Consider the following 15,101-nt stretch of genomic DNA (forward strand, 5'->3'; position numbering starts at 1 on the left):
AACTTAAAAGCGTAAACCTACACCACCTTGGACAGCGACAGCCGCACCGCCACCGTCACGATAAGCATCAAAAGCGATAACGGCATTACCAAATAAAACAGTATTACTGTTAGGAACTATGTAATCAACACCTGGTTGTAAGGCAAAGCTAATTTTGTCACCCACAGGAGAGGCGCTATTACCACCAGTCAACACTAACCCAGCACCCAGATAAGCATCTGTTTGCCAGTTCAAGGGGATATCATAGGAAACTGTGGGTACAACTGCGGTATTTTGCCCTACCAAAGCTTGGGCGCGGAAGGAAATAGGTGATTCCAGCAGTTTGTAACGAAAGGCTAGCACCCCCCCTACTTGGATACCATTAGTCAAACCAACAGTCGGCCCGATACCAACATAACTACCGTATGCAGCTTGTGCCTGTGCTGGTTGAGTGTTAATTACCAGACTCAAAGCAGAACTAATCCCCAAAACCGTAACTAAATAAGGTAAATACTTCATCACCCGACTCCTCACACCATCTTGGATTTTGAAAGTTCCTTTGAATACCTATGTTATCGCTGATGTCGGTTCTAGGTCATGGGTAATATCAATTTAAAATTCAAAATTAATACACTATGTCATAGATACCCAGTGTTTGTAGTTTTAGGCAGAATGACAATGTGTTAAAAACTCAATACTAGATAGCATAGAGGCATCACAGTAGAGAGGTAATTAATAGTGATGAGCATTGTAGACAGTATATTCATGCAGATGTTTGGTCGCCCAAAGGGTATGCTAGGTAGGTTGGGTGGCATGATTATGACATCCATGAACCAAGCATTTACCTATTCGGTGATCGACCAACTCGATATTCAGCCAAATGACCAAGTGTTGGAAGTTGGATTTGGCTCAGGAGTTGGTATTCAGCGTTTATCCTCTTTAGCATCAGCAGGATATATCGCAGGCATCGATTACTCTCAAGAAATGGTTGAGCAAGCTACAGCTAGAAACATGGCGAAGATTGAGATGGGTCTGGTTGATTTACGGCAAGGTTCGGTGGAAAGTTTGCCCTTTGAAGACAACAAATTTGATAAAGTGCTGGCGGTTAACTCTATGCAAGTCTGGACAGATGCCGTAGTTGGGCTGCGGGAAGTGCGGCGAGTTATGAAGGTTGGTGGTCGAATAGCACTTGGTTTTACTTCTTATTCAGGGCAATCAAGTACTGGATTAACTCAGATACTTACGACTGCTGGTTTCACTCAAACGCGCCTAGTTGAGACAGATCGCGATTTTTGTGCATTGGCGATCGCCTCATGAGCATCGGTGAGAAATTAAGATAATTTTACTTTTGTCAATTAGAAATTGTGCTGAAAATTTAGGAAAAACACAGGTATTAAGTTAACTATTGTACTTAACTTATGGGGCAAGAATGAATGATGCGTATCAAGATTAAGCGTAGGCATCGCCTGCTCAAAAAGTGTGTTTCCGACCCCGATTTCAGCAATATTTTAACTACTATTGCTTATTGACAAATGCTATCTGATCTTAACCTCTCACAAATGCTACACCCTGATCTAACTACGGACAACGAGGATGAATCCCGCCTTGAGTGCAAATATAAGCTAGTTGCTTGGCATCTAAATTTTTCGCTTGAGAAAAATCTACGCCTTTGACTACCGCAGACACCGAACCTAAATCTGGGGTTTGGACAAATTGATCAGATGGGTCTTGTTTGCTGGGGGTGAGGATTGTATTTTTAAAGTCAGCACCGGCAACGTTTGCTCCTCGTAAATCTACAAGACTTAGGTCAGCATTTTGCAGATTAGCATTTTCTAGTTGAGCCGATCGCAAAGTCGCTCCTGTCATGCGACTGGAACTGAAGTCAGCATTGCTGAGATTGGCTCGCTCTAAATCAGCACCAGAAAGGTCTGAATTTTGCCAACTAGTTTTAGTTAGGTTTGCAAACGATAATTGAGTGCCTATGGCGATGACTCGACCAAGACGTGCGCCATAGAGGTTAGCTTCTTGTAATTTAGCATCACCTAAATCTGCCCCTGTTAAGCTGGCATTTTCTAAAACAGCGCCTCGCAAATCGGCTCCTACTAATTGAGCGCTGCTGAGGTTTGCACCAATTAAGCGGGCATTTGCTAAGTTAGCTCTGTTGAGGGTAGCGCGGCTTAAGTCGCTGCGAGTCATGAGGACACGACTGAGGTTAGCATCAGTGAAATTGGCTTGTTTCATCTGCGCTTGACTTAAATCAGCGATCGCATCATCAAAAGTATCCCAGCGTCCATCTTCACCAACACCACGAAAACGGCTACCCTTAAAACTAGCTTGGTTAAGATTAGCACCTTTAAATTTGATGCCTGATAAATCACTATTGTCTAAAACCAAGCTGAAGAAAGAACTACCCGCAGTACCGCTTTGACCAAGTTGAGTCCGGCTCAGGTCAAGCCCTGTAGTTTTACCACTGTAAACATTGAGGATTTTATTAATTGTCTGTTGGTTAATTTGTAGCCGCTTTTGTCGCGCTTCTCGTTCTGGGGAGGCGCTACCAACAGAATCTAATTCTGAAGCCAAAAACTGGTTTTTGTTTTGTAATTCGGGAATGGCATCTATTCCTACACTGGTTAGCGACTGTTGGATGGTGTCTATCAGGATGGGATTATTTTCCTTGACCATCATATCCGTCAAAAACTGGATAGACTGGAAATCTTTGAGACTACCCAAAGCTAAAATTGTTCTTTGGCGGTCTTCAATGGTAGCCCCAGACTCAGGACTTAATTGTTGCACCAGTGCCAAGAACTGCTGACTATTAACTTTTTGCGATTCTCGATTCCCGTGCTGAGTTTGGATGTAAACTTGAGTCCCAATTAAGGTAGCTAATACAGCCGTCATACTGGTGAGGGCGACACCGAACAGGGTGAGGTTAGGATTTTGCTGCATCCGCCGCCATAGAGAAACCAAGCTGCTGTTATCTGTAGCTAAAGCTTCTGGTTGGTGGTAACTCATGGCCATTGCTGTTGCACCTAATGCCTGATTTCCCTCCTCAGTCTGATTAGCAGTCGCCAAACTCCGTCCACTAGCAGCTACATCTGGGGCGGCTACGGGACGATTAGCATCGACTACGTAAGTACCTGCCAACCAATCATGCAAGGCTTTCCGTCCTCGGCGTGCGGGTAAGGCTAAAGCTTCACCTACCACCATCAATACTGCCAATGAGGTGAACAATGGCAAGTTGGGGAAAGCAAAACTGTAGCGCCAGAGAATGTAAGCAACAGACACAGGTACAGTCCAGCGACCTATCCCTTCCCTGACGACAACGGCGGCTAAACCTGGGGGAGTACCTTCCTCGTTGACGACCTTCACACCAAACCAGCGTTTAGGAAGGGTGCTACCTGTTTTTGCTAGTAAGTATAATTGCCACCATGAAAGGGTAGTGGGTGCTAATAAAGCTAACATCCATAAGTAATTAGTTGGCCAAGCTACATTACGAATACCGTAGTCTGCGGGTAATGCCAAAGGTCTAGCGATCGCTCTTTCTGTCACCACTAATACTGGATGAAGCGGTTCTCGATTAATCTCACTTCTGGAATTGACAAACATACCCAGACCATAAGGAACCAAGCCGGCGGCAGCCAATAAGCTAATTTCAGTCACCCAAGCTGCCAAGCGTCTTTTGACTAAGGGTATCGAACTGGTTTTGGCTGGATTGTTACCAAGGGGATTATTAGTTTTTTTAACAATTGGGGTGGTCATTTAGATAATTTCCTTTAAAGTTATTTCTTTGCCCTTTCCGGCATGGTTAACATAAGACTATGGCTTATTTTGCGAATTGCCAGATACAAAAAATTTGTATCCAAGATACACCAACCCTGCCAATAGCGCCAAAGATATTGCTGATACAACGGCTTTCACCACCATTTGAGCGATCGCTAGACCTAATATTACTGACACCCCCCCAACTATGAGCTTATTTGTTTGTGATAAGCCGTTAAACCAGACTTGTATTTTCTGGAAATTGGGTGGCCAACTTAACCAACTCAACGGCGAATTATTCTCTGGTGCTGAAGGCTGGGACTTCATTTCTGCCTCTAGCTGTTGCAAACGCCGCTCTAAATCATCTTCTGGTTGAGGACTCATAAGATACTTACCAAGGGAAGGGGGATGAAAAAATATATTAGGAGAAAAGGGAGACAAGGCAGAGCAGAATTTTTTTCCAGTTCCTATTGCTCCTAATATCCACTGCCTATGGTAGCGGAAGTCCTGAGTTTCCCAATCCCTAGTTTCTCTTTTCCAGATAGCCATCTTATTAATTAGATACTTTATCTAATCTTTAATATTTAGCTATATATTCATTAATTTACTAAATAAAATTTTATACAGTATATTTTGGAACATAGACGGATAGGCAGCGTCATATAACTCAGACTATTTATATTTATATCGCTCTAAAAATAGTCGGGAGCATTAATTTATATGAGAAAGTTTAACTTATTTCAACTTGTTCCCGCAGCTTTGGTGATGGTTTTGGCATCAAGTCAAGCCAATTTGGCTCAAGTACCACCAGTTCAAATTAGTAAGAAGTTACCCTCAGAACCAATGGTTTTGAGTGGACAGTCTGGCGCATCAGTAAAAAGTAATTGCGGTAACGTCGGTACTACTCCTAATCAAATTATCCAAGTTAAAGAAGCAATACCTTACTTACGATTGACAGTTGAAAGTGAGGGAAAACCTACACTATTGATTGATGGACCTGGTGGACGTTTCTGTGTTTTAGCAGATAGTTACTCAGGAGATAAACCCGAATTTTCTGGTTACTGGGACTCAGGCAGGTACTTAATATACATAGGAAATTTATCCCCAGGACAGTATAACTATAAGCTTTTAATTTCACAAGAAAAAGTGCCAAACAGCAAAAAAGTTAGGCAGGCTCGGTAACTTCAAGCGTGCTGAGTGGGCAGTTATACATCTTCCTTGTCTCCTCTATCTCACCCACTCCTTACTCTCTTTTCTACAATTAGAAAAACAAGCTTCCAGGTGCGGACAGTCTTCACACTGGACTTCTTTACCAGGGTTAGGACAACCACAGGGAGGATTTACAAAACAATCCTTCGGGTCTGTAGGATATACAGGCTTTTTAGATAAGAATTGTAAAGCCGCTTCTTGTAAACACAAAATACAATCTTGTACCATCTTTACCTCTTAATAAGCCTTGTAATTACGGCGCAATAATCGCAATAAATAGATAAACGCATCTTTTCCCACAGCCTATACTTCTTGAAAGGTGGAACTATGACGCTACTGACCACCTAACCCATGCTGAAACTTGGTCTTCCACCACAAATACTCGCTTGCGCGAATTAGCAGTTTCAGCCACAAGCACTTTTAATGTCGCGCTATCTACTTGATTAATGGGGGAATTGCCATAACCAACAACTTTTCCTAAATGCCCAGTCTGTTGATTAATTACATAATCTCCAATGGAGAACATAGTATTATTACAATTTTTTAAAAAAATTATTAGATTCTTTATTATTTTCTATGAAAGGTTGAGGAAGTGCTTCATACTTCCAGGTTGTTTAAATCAAAACCTCGGAAATATTTTTCGTTGATTCATTCTCCTCCTTTAGATATAAGTAATTAATTCTTATTGAGTTATTACCATATTTACGATTTACTTATAATCAATTAAATTAAGGCAAAATAATAATGTTTATTGTGATTATTGTTAATAAACTTAAACCAAAATAAATAAAACTCCCTTATCCTTACTTGTGCTTATAAAAGCCTAGTTCTTGCTCATTCTTTTTTCAAAAAAACACCTTATTTCATACTTAGATATTTTCAGAAATAAAATCGGATTCCTATAAATTCTCATAAAATTAAACTGTGGTGGTTAATAATATACACCACAGTTTGTTGAGTAAGAGATTAAGAAAAGAATAGAAAGCTTAAACTAGTTCAAGCTTTTGTGTTTACCGACTTAATAAACTGCGATTTTTTACCTACTAATAAACCCAGTCCAATCACGGATAAGCCAAGTATAGATGCAGGTTCAGGAACACTACTGTAATTTACAGATTCTACGCTAGTCGCATCAATAAAATTGTCCCTGTAGACTGAGAATTGATTTGGTACAACAAATTCTAATCCTAAGAATTGATTGTTAGCAATTTTCCCAGAAAAATCAGTCCAAACAGACGCATTTGAGTAGTCTGCTTCAGTGAATGTCTGACCACCATAGTTAGCAACAATCTTTAACCCTTCTGCCACTGTAGCTTGTTGGTCATCTGCTACTGCGGCTTGGTCAAAAGAGAAAAAGCCAGTAAGTGTTTTGCTCGTGTTGGAGAAGTTATAGGTGATGGTGGCGGCTTGGGTAGGAATACTCTCTCCTAAAGCGAATATGAGAGTGGTTCCTACTGTTACAGCTGCTAATTGTTTGAAGATAGAGCCAGTCATTTTTGCCTCGATTTAAAGAACAGATGGCAGTTGATGAAGTATTTTTATGAGGGAGAAAGCGATTTTTTAGCTACTTTCTCTATTTTTTTGTTTGTAGTAAGCACTTAGTGCTAAGAACAAGTAGGACTAAAGTCCTTACTACAAACTTGTATTAAAGCGAACCAGTTAAAGCAGCTCTCATTGCTTGGAAGATATGGCTTTGATCCAACACACTGGAAACACCTGGTGCAGTGTATGTACCAGAACTATCTGTAAATTGGATTGGTTGGCCTAAATATCTAACGAGGGTTGAAGAGTAAGCGCCTTGAAAATAAATGGGTACAAGCCTTCTGCTATGGCTTCCCCAGAGGTATTTTTGATTGGGATCTGAACCCCAGAAATGACCAGCTTCTTTAGGGTTGTGCTTGTTGTAGGTAATCTCTTTGGCGTTATACTTCAAGCCTCTAGAATTGTTGGGGTTGGAATTGGGAGTGAGTTTAGAAGCAAAGTCATTGTTGAGGGTTAAATAGTGGTCATGGTCGGCTGTGACAATTAACAGATTCTTCTGCCAACCACCATTTTTGTCAATCCAATTAATTACCTCTTGGACAGCCTTATCAAAGTCATTCATTGTACCGATGAGGTTGTCCATATTGTCATCATGAGCAGCCCAGTCAATATCGCCACCCTCAATCATTAGCCAAAAGCCGTCTTTGTCTTTACCTAATACGTTAAGAGCAGCTTTGCTCAAATCAGCCAAGGTGGGGTTTTCGTTGATTTCTCTAGCGATGAAACTTGCGTCTGTTTCACCAGGAGATAAGGGACGAACTGTATCGGGTGTGGGGCCATTAACTGGATTACCGTTGGCATCAAGGACAGGAACACATTCACCGACAGACGCAGGAATAATCTTTCCTGATGGGCAAGGAGATGTGGATGTGGCAGTTCTGACAACAGTGCTATAGAGGGAGAAGTTATCTAACCCTGTGGTGCTGTAGTCTCCTTTGGAGGAGCTTGTAGGTAAGTTGCCATTTTGTCCACGCGCTCCATAGAGACCGAATAATCTTTCGCCCTTATTTGGGTCTATCTGCGCTGCTTTAGCTAATAAGGTTTTCGTGGCGTTGGGACCACGCTCTAAGAAGTTGTAACCGTAGCGGTTAGATGAGGGATTGGGATTGTTTTTGAGATGTTCGTAGGTGTCTTGGGTAATGTAAGTATATTTGGGTATCGGGCCTGTATTAGTTCTGTTTTCAAAGTCTAAAGGATGTCCACCACCCAACAAGACATTAGGTTTAAAGTCCAGTAAGGTCTGTTGTAAGATGCTATCTTGGTTGGTCTTGTTAGGGTCATAAACACTGTCGTATTTGCTACGACGGTTGACATAAGAAGCTGCTGCCGCAGGTGTAGCGTGGCTTATAGGTACTGATGTTACTAGTCCTGTAGCTTTGCCTTGTTCTTTGGCAATTTCTAGGATTGTTTTCAATTTCTGCTCGTAAACATCTACCCCTAAAGCGTTGTTGTAGCTCTTAACACCTGTGTAGAGGGTGGTAGCGGTGTTAGCAGAGTCGGGATAGCTATGTTTGATGTACTCCTTATCGTAGCTACCAGGAGTAGCGGGAGATAGGGGTATCCAAGGTGCAGGTCCGCCTTTGCTGGGGTCGTAACCTGTTAAGTTACCGGGTGCTTCACTATTCCCATCAGCGCGATCGCCTGGATTAAATGGTGTAGGTAAAAATTCAAAGTTGGGACGCACAGAACTCTTACCTGTCGATGGATTAGTCCCATCTAGAGCTGAGTTATTGGTAATGTGTGTCTGATTGGTAGGATCAGCTGGCGTACTATTTTGAATAGTTGTACCGTAAGTTGTTACTAATCCATATCCAGTCAGCTTTTGGAAGCTCAAACCAGAACCTTTCCCACTGGTATAGAAAGGTGCGCCTTTAGCTACGGCTGCGGCTCTGGCCATTTGCCAGCCCATACCATCACCAATCATGATAATGACGTTAATTCCATTACCTGCGGCTAGGGCAGATTCAACTCCAGGGGTAGCAAATACGAGCCAGATAGCACAGAAAAAAGTAGACATGGCAAAGCATAGCGCTCGCCTGTAATTTTGCAAAATGGAAATCATTGCAGTGCGCCTTGTAGTTATTTAACTAAGTGTCAAACCAATTCCCAAGACAAAGTAATAGATGCTTTCCTAGAAAAGTCTTGCTGCATCTAGCTTCTTAATTACGAATTGGGATTAACTATAGATTTTGATAAAAGTTGGGTTCTTCATGACTGGCAAAAAATTCAGGGTTGCCAGATGTTGCTTGCATCTGAGTGACAACCGGAACATTTTGCGCCTTAGCGACAATCGGATTGTGTTTTGCAGTTCCCAAAGATAGTAAAATTGCTACTACTAGACCTGATACAAACCAAGCGATAAACCTTTGATGACGCTGAAGTAAAGAAATCATTGGACAAGTTCCTCTAAGGTGGGAAACAATAGTTTTTCTGCCTGCTGGCGTTCTTGACAATCTGGCGATTCTGGAGGACACATACAGGCTAGTTCATTAATATCGATTATTTGACCCCGTAAACACTGCACGCTTTGAATTAGCAAATAAGCAGCGAAAGAAGCTATCAACATTGCTACCACTAAGCTGATGACACCATCAGCCCATGTCCAGTTCAGCCATATAATAGCGATCGCAGCTAGCACTGCACCAACAGAACTGGCCAAATCCGCTATTAAATGTAGTAATGCACCTTTAATATTGAGGTCATGATGACTGCATTTGTGTAGATAAAAAGCGTTAAAACTGTTAACACCTACACCAATTAACGCAGTTGCTAACATCGGTACGCCTAAAATCTCTGTGGTGGGAGATTGCAACCGTACCAAAGCTTCTTTAACTATCCAACAAGCAATACAAGCTAAACTGATACCATTAATTAATGCCGCAACAATTTCTAATCGATAGCGCCCAAATATAGTTTTTTGGGATATTGATTGAGATAACCAGGCAGCAATTAGTGCTAGTCCTAATGCTGCTACATCTGAAAGAATATGTTCCGCATCTGCTAACAGGGACAGACTATGGCTCCAAATTCCTGCACCTAGTTCCACACAAAAAAAGATGCTGAGTAAAATTAAGGTAGTCCACAACGCCTGGATATTTTGTTTAACCGGGCTTATGTGCGTTGAACCTGAACTCAGGGAACTGCTAGAGGTTGACTCGGATTTCGAGCTATCCATCAGATGCTGTTGTGCCGAAAGCACCATTCTTGATACCTGAATATCTGTACGTTCCTGCATTAATGTATCAGTAGTAAGGTTAATAATTTGATAACTAACGTTTAATAAAAAGTAAAAGTCTGGTTGAGACTCTTTTATATAATAATGGTTATCATTTACATTAAGTGATTATTTTTTTATCTATGTAATATAAGTTACTCTAACAATCAATATTAGTTATTAACCTGATTTACATAGGTAGGAAGTAGGACTTTAGTCTTTCTGGCATATACACCTGTTGCATAAATACTTTCGTATTACTGAAAGTATTGTGTTTGACAGGTTACAAGTTTTTAGACCCCCGACTTTAAAAAAAAGTCGGGGGTCTAAGTTATATACCCTTACATTCTGTCTTAATAGATAACCTGGGTGTATAAGTTCTATATACAGCACATTTCATTTGAGTGAGGTACACTAGGGCGGGCAAGATACCTACGATAATTTTATAATTTAACGTGTATCTCATTTACCTGCAACGTACTGTATATAGCTTTTCTTACCCCAATTAGGTATGGGCAAGAATAATTAAACGCAGATGCACGCAGATAAATTTGTACCTCAGCAGACTAGGAAACGCTATGACTTCCTAATTATTATTTTGTGAAGTATCTGCGGGTTTTTCGTTTTTCTCAGATGATGTTTGAGTTTGACTATCGGTAGAGGAATTTGGTTTGACTTCCACAGTTGGCACTACTATAGAAGAATCGGAATTTCTTGGTTCTACAGGTTGCGTGGGTACAACTACGGAATTTGGTTGTAGCGGAATTTGAGGAGTAGTCGAATTTTGACTAGCAGTGGGTAGGGTAGTATTTTTGGTATTAGCAGGGTTTGCTTGACGAGATGAACGGTATTCTCGCAGTTTCTCTACTAGAGATGGTGTAGGTGCAATTTCAGGGCGCTGTGATTCTCTTGTATTGGGTTGTGGCGAGGATTCGGGAGAATTATTGTTAGTAGGTGTTTCGGTTTGTTGGTTAGTTAAGCTACGCCTGCGCCGTTTATAGGTGGAAACGGGTATGGTTTCCTCACTGAGAGAATTTTGAGAATTTTGTCCGGCGTTATCTTGCGCTTCATCAGAGTTAACGTTGGGTTTTTTGCCTACAGGAACCATTGGGCGTTGTTCAAACAAGGGTTTTGCTGTTGGTTGCTGCTGAGAGTGAGAAAATAGGCTAGTAAGACGAAATCCGGCTGTGGCTGCTACTAAAGCGATGCTGACACCGAGTAAGGCTTTAGGGATGCCATGCTTAGGTAAGGCAAAATTTTTCAGTGGTGATGGTTTGTTGACACTACTGGGTGTCTTAGCACCAGAAAACTTTTCTTGCAGATGCACAGATAAATCAATGGTTGGCACTGCATGAGTGGGTAATGAATGAATTGGGGTTATGCTGCTACCTGGGAGTAGTTGCAACCATTCGGCAACTGTTTGCGGACGAAAGCGTGATTCTACTGCCATACCGCGCATAACTGCTTGATTGACGGCTGCGCTGAGGTGGGGTTGGAGTTCGCGGGGGGCTGGCATTTGTTCGCGATCGCGCAATAATGCTGGTAAAGGAACTTGCCCTGTTAACAGTGCATATAATGTTGCGGCTAAACCATAGACATCTGTAGCAGGTGTGCGCTGTGCTTGAGTTAAGTATTGTTCTATGGGGGAATAGCCTTCAGAGACTAAACCTGTGTGTGTTTGCCGTACACTGCTATTAAATTCACGGGCAATGCCAAAATCAATTAGCACTACCTCCTGTGTACCTTGGCGAAGGATAATATTATCTGGTTTTATATCTCGATGTAGTAAGCCGTTGTTGTGTACTACCTGCAATGCTGCCCCAATTTGGCGGATGTAATGAATTGCAGTTTCTTCTGGTAAGGGTATGGCTGGTAAAACAAAAGCATCCCCCAAGGTTTCACCGGGGATATACTCCATTACCATGTAAGGTAGTCCATCCTCAACAAAAAAATCACTGACTCTGACAATATTAGGATGGATACAAGTAGCTAATCTTCTGGCTTCATCTTGGAATTGACGCTCAAATTTGGCAAAATCAGGGTGTTGGCGCAGCCGTTCGTTGATGGTTTTCATTACCACCTCATGTCCCAAGTAGTGATGAGTGGCTTTAAACGTAATGCCAAAGCCACCACGTCCTATTTCCTGCATGAGGGTGTATTTTCCACCCTGTAAAGTTTTGCCTGCTAACATAAGAAAGTCTTAATTCCTGACGGTGCAAATCAACAATTCCAAATTCAAAGCTGTTTTTTTATATGAGGGTTTAGTGCTAGCTGTATCATAGGCAGTTATCCCTGGAGTGTAAGTTTAAATTGCTCCCCATATATTGTAGGAAGTAATCAGATTTTTCTCACTTTTACCATTCAAAATGCACTGAGGTTAGCCCAAACAAGGATTGTTTGCAGAAAAATCTTACACCCTTCACATAAACGCTTTGTTGAATAAAACTTACCCTAATTAAAAATCTATCCAATTTTACTTTGTATTCACCTTAAATTTCAGGAGCCATGTAGCCCTAATGTCGCAAAAGCCATCTCCCAGCCATCTTTCTACTTCACAAAATCCTTACAAAAACAACACTAATAGTTCAGATAAATGGCAACAAAGGGTAGCACAGGTAGCATATCGCTTTAATCAACAGTATCAAAATCAATCTTCAGAGCTACCAGCAGAAGTACAGGAAATGCCGATTTATCTAGAGTGGGTTTCTGGCATATTGGCAGGAAAACTAGCTTCTCCTTTCTGGGAAATTGCCCGTCCGCAAAAGAATCAGCACTGTTTAGATATTGGTTGTGGTGTCAGCTTTTTGATTTATCCTTGGCGAGATTGGCAAGCGTTTTTCTATGGGCAAGAGGTGAGTAATTTCGCACGGGATACGCTTAATTCTCGTGGTTCGCAGTTGAACTCCAAGCTGTTCAAGGGGGTGGAGTTAGGCGCAGCGCATCAGCTAAACTACACACCATCTTATTTTGATTTAGCGATCGCTACCGGATTCGGTTGTTATTTTCCCTTAGAATATTGGACATTAGTTTTACAAGAAGTAAAACGGGTGTTAAAACCAGGGGGACATTTTGTCTTTGACATCCTCAACGCCGAACACCCACAAGCCGAAGATTGGGCAGTTTTAGAAACTTACTTGGGTGCAGAAGTGTTCCTAGAACCTATAGCCGAGTGGGAAAAAATAATTAACTCGGCTGGTGCTAAAGTGGTTGGACGACAACCAGGGGAGTTTTTTGATTTGTACAAGGTGCGGTTTTAAGATGGGTTGACAGTTGATAGTTGACAGTTGACAGTTGTTAGGTTGTTTCCACTGTTCATTGTCCACTCCCTACTCCCTACTCCCTAATATTAAAAGAAGGATACTATAACTAATGTCGGTGGGAAGATTACGCTACGATTGGCAAAATGCAGAGATTCGCGCCATATATGATACGCCGTTGCTAGAGTTGATTTATCAAGCTGCTAGTGTACATCGGCAGTTTCATAATCCTAAACAAATCCAAGTATGTAAGCTGATATCGATTAAAACTGGTGGGTGTCCAGAAGATTGTAGTTACTGCGCCCAGTCTTCCCGTTATCAGACTGAGGTGAAACCGCAAGCACTGCTAGATAAACAAACGGTGGTGGAAATTGCCCAAAACGCTAAACAAAAGGGTGTTAGCCGTGTTTGTATGGGTGCAGCTTGGCGGGAAGTGCGGGAAAATTCTCAGTTTGACCGCGTTTTGGAAATGGTCAAGGATGTTACAGACATGGGTTTGGAAGTATGCTGTACTTTGGGGATGCTGACGGCAGACCAAGCCAAGCGCCTAGAGGATGCTGGATTGTATGCTTATAACCATAATTTGGATACGTCATCTGATTATTACAGCACAATTATCACTACAAGAACTTATAGCGATCGCCTAAATACTATCGAAAATGTCCGGCAGACTAATGTTACTGTATGTTCTGGCGGTATTCTCGGTTTAGGTGAAAGCGTTGATGACCGTGTTTCAATGTTGCAAACATTGGCTAGTCTCAATCCTCATCCAGAGTCAGTACCAATTAATATATTGTCTCAGGTGGAAGGTACACCCTTGGAAAATCAGCCTGATGTACCTATCTGGGATGTAGTCAGAATGATTGCAACTGCACGTATAGTTATGCCTACTTCTGATGTGCGCTTAAGTGCAGGTAGAGCGAGGCTTTCTCAGGTGGAACAAGCCTTATGCTTTATGGCGGGGGCAAATTCCATCTTTTCTAGCGACGATAATAAGATGCTGACGGTAACGACTCCCTGTCCAGATTACGATGCTGACCAGGAAATGCTCAACTTGTTGGGTTTAGAAATGCGTCCTCCAGCCCAAAGACCAAACCTTGTGGGAGTTCGTAATTCGTAATTCGTAATTCGTAATTTGTAATAAAACTAGATCCCCGACTTCCTGAAGAAAATCGGGGATCTGGCTTTTTAAGAAGCGTTGAAGGTTACAAGACTACAGAATCTTGGCAGAACGCAGACCAAACAGCAAACCAGCAGCTATTCCGGTAAACAACGCCAAAAAGCCAATATACGCTACTATTGCTAACATTTATTTTTCTCCACAATACTTCACTATATCTATTGAATCATTTATTTTTAGTCATTGGTCATTGGTCATTGGTCATTAGTCCATAGTCAACAGTTAGGGTGAATGTTACTGTGGAACTAATTAAGAGACTAAATATTTTGGTTCTGGTTTCGAGACAGAATGATGAGTGAAGCTAATCTATTCCCTACTTTGGCAGTGAATATCCCGCCTACGCTAACGCTGATGGTATCTCATGAGCAGTTTGTAGAGTTAGCACTGGCTAACCGAGATTTACAATTGGAACGGACTGCTACGGGTGAGTTGATTGTTATGCCGCCAACGGGGAGTGATACAGGCTACAGAAATTCGGATATTAATGGACAATTGTGGTTTTGGAACCGTCAGGCTAAATTAGGCGTAGTTTTCGACTCTTCTAGTGGCTTTCATCTTCCTAACGGGAGCGATCGCTCTCCTGATGCAGCGTGGATAAGTCAAGAAAGATGGGATGCCCTCAGTATAGAACAGCAAGAGACTTTTGCCCCCATCTGTCCTGATTTTGTGCTGGAACTACGGTCTAAAAATGACTCGATAGAAAAGTTACGCGCCAAGATGAGAGAATACATAGAAAATGGCGCTCATTTAGGTTGGTTGATTGACCGTAAAAATCAACAAGTAGAAATTTATCGTACAGGTCAAGATGTGGAAGTATTGAATCGACTGACAACTTTGTCAGGAGAAGATGTTTTTACAGGGTTTGTCCTAGATTTAACTGAAGTCTGGAGTTAACCTCATATTTTCTAGCTGTTGACTAATGACTAATGACTAATGACTAATAACAAAAAAGATATAAAAA

Annotated in this window: 16 protein-coding genes; 5 read left to right on the forward strand and 11 right to left on the reverse strand. The window is 41.7% G+C overall.

All coding sequences use genetic code 11. The annotated features are described in order from the left end of the window. Positions 1-3: 3 nt before the first annotated feature. Entirely contained in the window at positions 4-498 is a 495-nt protein-coding gene (locus NSMS1_RS26620; RefSeq protein WP_224087650.1) for a hypothetical protein, read from the reverse strand. Positions 499-720: 222 nt separating this feature from the next. Here NSMS1_RS26620 and NSMS1_RS26625 point away from each other — a divergent pair, with 222 nt between their 5' ends. After that, a complete protein-coding gene (locus NSMS1_RS26625) occupies positions 721-1,296 on the forward strand; it encodes a class I SAM-dependent methyltransferase (RefSeq protein ID WP_224087651.1) in 576 nt (191 codons plus the stop codon). Between the two features lie 261 nt (positions 1,297-1,557). Here NSMS1_RS26625 and NSMS1_RS26630 read toward each other — a convergent pair whose 3' ends face one another. Continuing rightward, positions 1,558-3,738, reverse strand: coding sequence for a pentapeptide repeat-containing protein (locus tag NSMS1_RS26630; protein WP_224087652.1), 2,181 nt, complete (start codon positions 3,736-3,738; stop codon positions 1,558-1,560). A gap of 57 nt (positions 3,739-3,795) precedes the next feature. Beyond that, positions 3,796-4,287, reverse strand: a complete 492-nt coding sequence (locus NSMS1_RS26635) for a hypothetical protein (protein ID WP_317986550.1) — start codon at positions 4,285-4,287, stop codon at positions 3,796-3,798. Between the two features lie 171 nt (positions 4,288-4,458). On the opposite strand from NSMS1_RS26635, the gene NSMS1_RS26640 reads away from it, so the two are divergent. Continuing rightward, a complete protein-coding gene (locus tag NSMS1_RS26640; RefSeq protein ID WP_224087653.1) occupies positions 4,459-4,920 on the forward strand; it encodes a hypothetical protein in 462 nt (153 codons plus the stop codon). A 45-nt stretch (positions 4,921-4,965) separates the two neighbouring features. Here NSMS1_RS26640 and NSMS1_RS26645 read toward each other — a convergent pair whose 3' ends face one another. The 7 genes from NSMS1_RS26645 to NSMS1_RS26675 all read right to left on the reverse strand — a co-directional run bounded on the left by NSMS1_RS26645 (position 4,966) and on the right by NSMS1_RS26675 (position 11,894). Next, positions 4,966-5,175 (reverse strand): hypothetical protein, encoded by a 210-nt coding sequence (locus tag NSMS1_RS26645; RefSeq protein ID WP_224087654.1) that lies wholly within the window; start codon positions 5,173-5,175, stop codon positions 4,966-4,968. A 97-nt stretch (positions 5,176-5,272) separates the two neighbouring features. Continuing rightward, positions 5,273-5,473, reverse strand: a complete 201-nt coding sequence (locus tag NSMS1_RS26650) for a hypothetical protein (RefSeq protein WP_224087655.1) — start codon at positions 5,471-5,473, stop codon at positions 5,273-5,275. Positions 5,474-5,943: 470 nt separating this feature from the next. Next, a complete protein-coding gene (locus tag NSMS1_RS26655; RefSeq protein ID WP_224087656.1) occupies positions 5,944-6,441 on the reverse strand; it encodes a PEP-CTERM sorting domain-containing protein in 498 nt (165 codons plus the stop codon). A 151-nt stretch (positions 6,442-6,592) separates the two neighbouring features. Next, a complete protein-coding gene (locus NSMS1_RS26660; RefSeq protein ID WP_224087657.1) occupies positions 6,593-8,551 on the reverse strand; it encodes an alkaline phosphatase in 1,959 nt (652 codons plus the stop codon). 118 nt (positions 8,552-8,669) lie between these two features. Continuing rightward, positions 8,670-8,882 carry a hypothetical protein gene (locus NSMS1_RS26665; protein WP_224087658.1) on the reverse strand — a complete coding sequence of 71 codons (213 nt, stop codon included), beginning with the start codon at positions 8,880-8,882 and terminating at the stop codon, positions 8,670-8,672. Continuing rightward, positions 8,879-9,724: a cation diffusion facilitator family transporter gene (locus tag NSMS1_RS26670; protein ID WP_224087659.1), complete on the reverse strand. Its 846-nt coding sequence runs from the start codon at positions 9,722-9,724 to the stop codon at positions 8,879-8,881. Before NSMS1_RS26670 ends, NSMS1_RS26665 begins: the two co-directional genes overlap by 4 nt. 565 nt (positions 9,725-10,289) lie before the next feature. Then, positions 10,290-11,894 carry a serine/threonine protein kinase gene (locus NSMS1_RS26675; RefSeq protein ID WP_224087660.1) on the reverse strand — a complete coding sequence of 535 codons (1,605 nt, stop codon included), beginning with the start codon at positions 11,892-11,894 and terminating at the stop codon, positions 10,290-10,292. Between the two features lie 325 nt (positions 11,895-12,219). Between NSMS1_RS26675 and NSMS1_RS26680 the strand changes: the two genes are divergently transcribed. After that, entirely contained in the window at positions 12,220-12,960 is a 741-nt protein-coding gene (locus tag NSMS1_RS26680) for a class I SAM-dependent methyltransferase (RefSeq protein ID WP_224087661.1), read from the forward strand. Between the two features lie 112 nt (positions 12,961-13,072). Further along, complete coding sequence (gene bioB, locus NSMS1_RS26685; protein ID WP_224087662.1) at positions 13,073-14,080, forward strand: biotin synthase BioB; 1,008 nt, start codon at positions 13,073-13,075, stop codon at positions 14,078-14,080. A gap of 93 nt (positions 14,081-14,173) precedes the next feature. Here bioB and petL read toward each other — a convergent pair whose 3' ends face one another. Beyond that, positions 14,174-14,269: a cytochrome b6-f complex subunit PetL gene (gene petL / locus NSMS1_RS26690; protein WP_010996086.1), complete on the reverse strand. Its 96-nt coding sequence runs from the start codon at positions 14,267-14,269 to the stop codon at positions 14,174-14,176. A gap of 162 nt (positions 14,270-14,431) precedes the next feature. Here petL and NSMS1_RS26695 point away from each other — a divergent pair, with 162 nt between their 5' ends. Continuing rightward, positions 14,432-15,034 (forward strand): Uma2 family endonuclease, encoded by a 603-nt coding sequence (locus NSMS1_RS26695; RefSeq protein ID WP_224095362.1) that lies wholly within the window; start codon positions 14,432-14,434, stop codon positions 15,032-15,034. Positions 15,035-15,101 lie beyond the last annotated feature (67 nt).

Source organism: Nostoc sp. MS1, from assembly GCF_019976755.1.
Taxonomy (GTDB): domain Bacteria; phylum Cyanobacteriota; class Cyanobacteriia; order Cyanobacteriales; family Nostocaceae; genus Trichormus.

Excerpts from the sequence above, each read along its gene's own strand:
- NSMS1_RS26620 (WP_224087650.1), bottom strand. The coding sequence starts at position 498 with ATGAAGTATTTACCTTATTTAGTTACGGTTTTGGGGATTAGTTCTGCT.
- NSMS1_RS26625 (WP_224087651.1), top strand. The coding sequence starts at position 721 with ATGAGCATTGTAGACAGTATATTCATGCAGATGTTTGGTCGCCCAAAG.
- NSMS1_RS26630 (WP_224087652.1), bottom strand. The coding sequence starts at position 3,738 with ATGACCACCCCAATTGTTAAAAAAACTAATAATCCCCTTGGTAACAAT.
- NSMS1_RS26635 (WP_317986550.1), bottom strand. The coding sequence starts at position 4,287 with ATGGCTATCTGGAAAAGAGAAACTAGGGATTGGGAAACTCAGGACTTC.
- NSMS1_RS26640 (WP_224087653.1), top strand. The coding sequence starts at position 4,459 with ATGAGAAAGTTTAACTTATTTCAACTTGTTCCCGCAGCTTTGGTGATG.
- NSMS1_RS26645 (WP_224087654.1), bottom strand. The coding sequence starts at position 5,175 with ATGGTACAAGATTGTATTTTGTGTTTACAAGAAGCGGCTTTACAATTC.
- NSMS1_RS26650 (WP_224087655.1), bottom strand. The coding sequence starts at position 5,473 with ATGTTCTCCATTGGAGATTATGTAATTAATCAACAGACTGGGCATTTA.
- NSMS1_RS26655 (WP_224087656.1), bottom strand. The coding sequence starts at position 6,441 with ATGACTGGCTCTATCTTCAAACAATTAGCAGCTGTAACAGTAGGAACC.
- NSMS1_RS26660 (WP_224087657.1), bottom strand. The coding sequence starts at position 8,551 with ATGATTTCCATTTTGCAAAATTACAGGCGAGCGCTATGCTTTGCCATG.
- NSMS1_RS26665 (WP_224087658.1), bottom strand. The coding sequence starts at position 8,882 with ATGATTTCTTTACTTCAGCGTCATCAAAGGTTTATCGCTTGGTTTGTA.
- NSMS1_RS26670 (WP_224087659.1), bottom strand. The coding sequence starts at position 9,724 with ATGCAGGAACGTACAGATATTCAGGTATCAAGAATGGTGCTTTCGGCA.
- NSMS1_RS26675 (WP_224087660.1), bottom strand. The coding sequence starts at position 11,894 with ATGTTAGCAGGCAAAACTTTACAGGGTGGAAAATACACCCTCATGCAG.
- NSMS1_RS26680 (WP_224087661.1), top strand. The coding sequence starts at position 12,220 with ATGTCGCAAAAGCCATCTCCCAGCCATCTTTCTACTTCACAAAATCCT.
- bioB (WP_224087662.1), top strand. The coding sequence starts at position 13,073 with ATGTCGGTGGGAAGATTACGCTACGATTGGCAAAATGCAGAGATTCGC.
- petL (WP_010996086.1), bottom strand. The coding sequence starts at position 14,269 with ATGTTAGCAATAGTAGCGTATATTGGCTTTTTGGCGTTGTTTACCGGA.
- NSMS1_RS26695 (WP_224095362.1), top strand. The coding sequence starts at position 14,432 with ATGAGTGAAGCTAATCTATTCCCTACTTTGGCAGTGAATATCCCGCCT.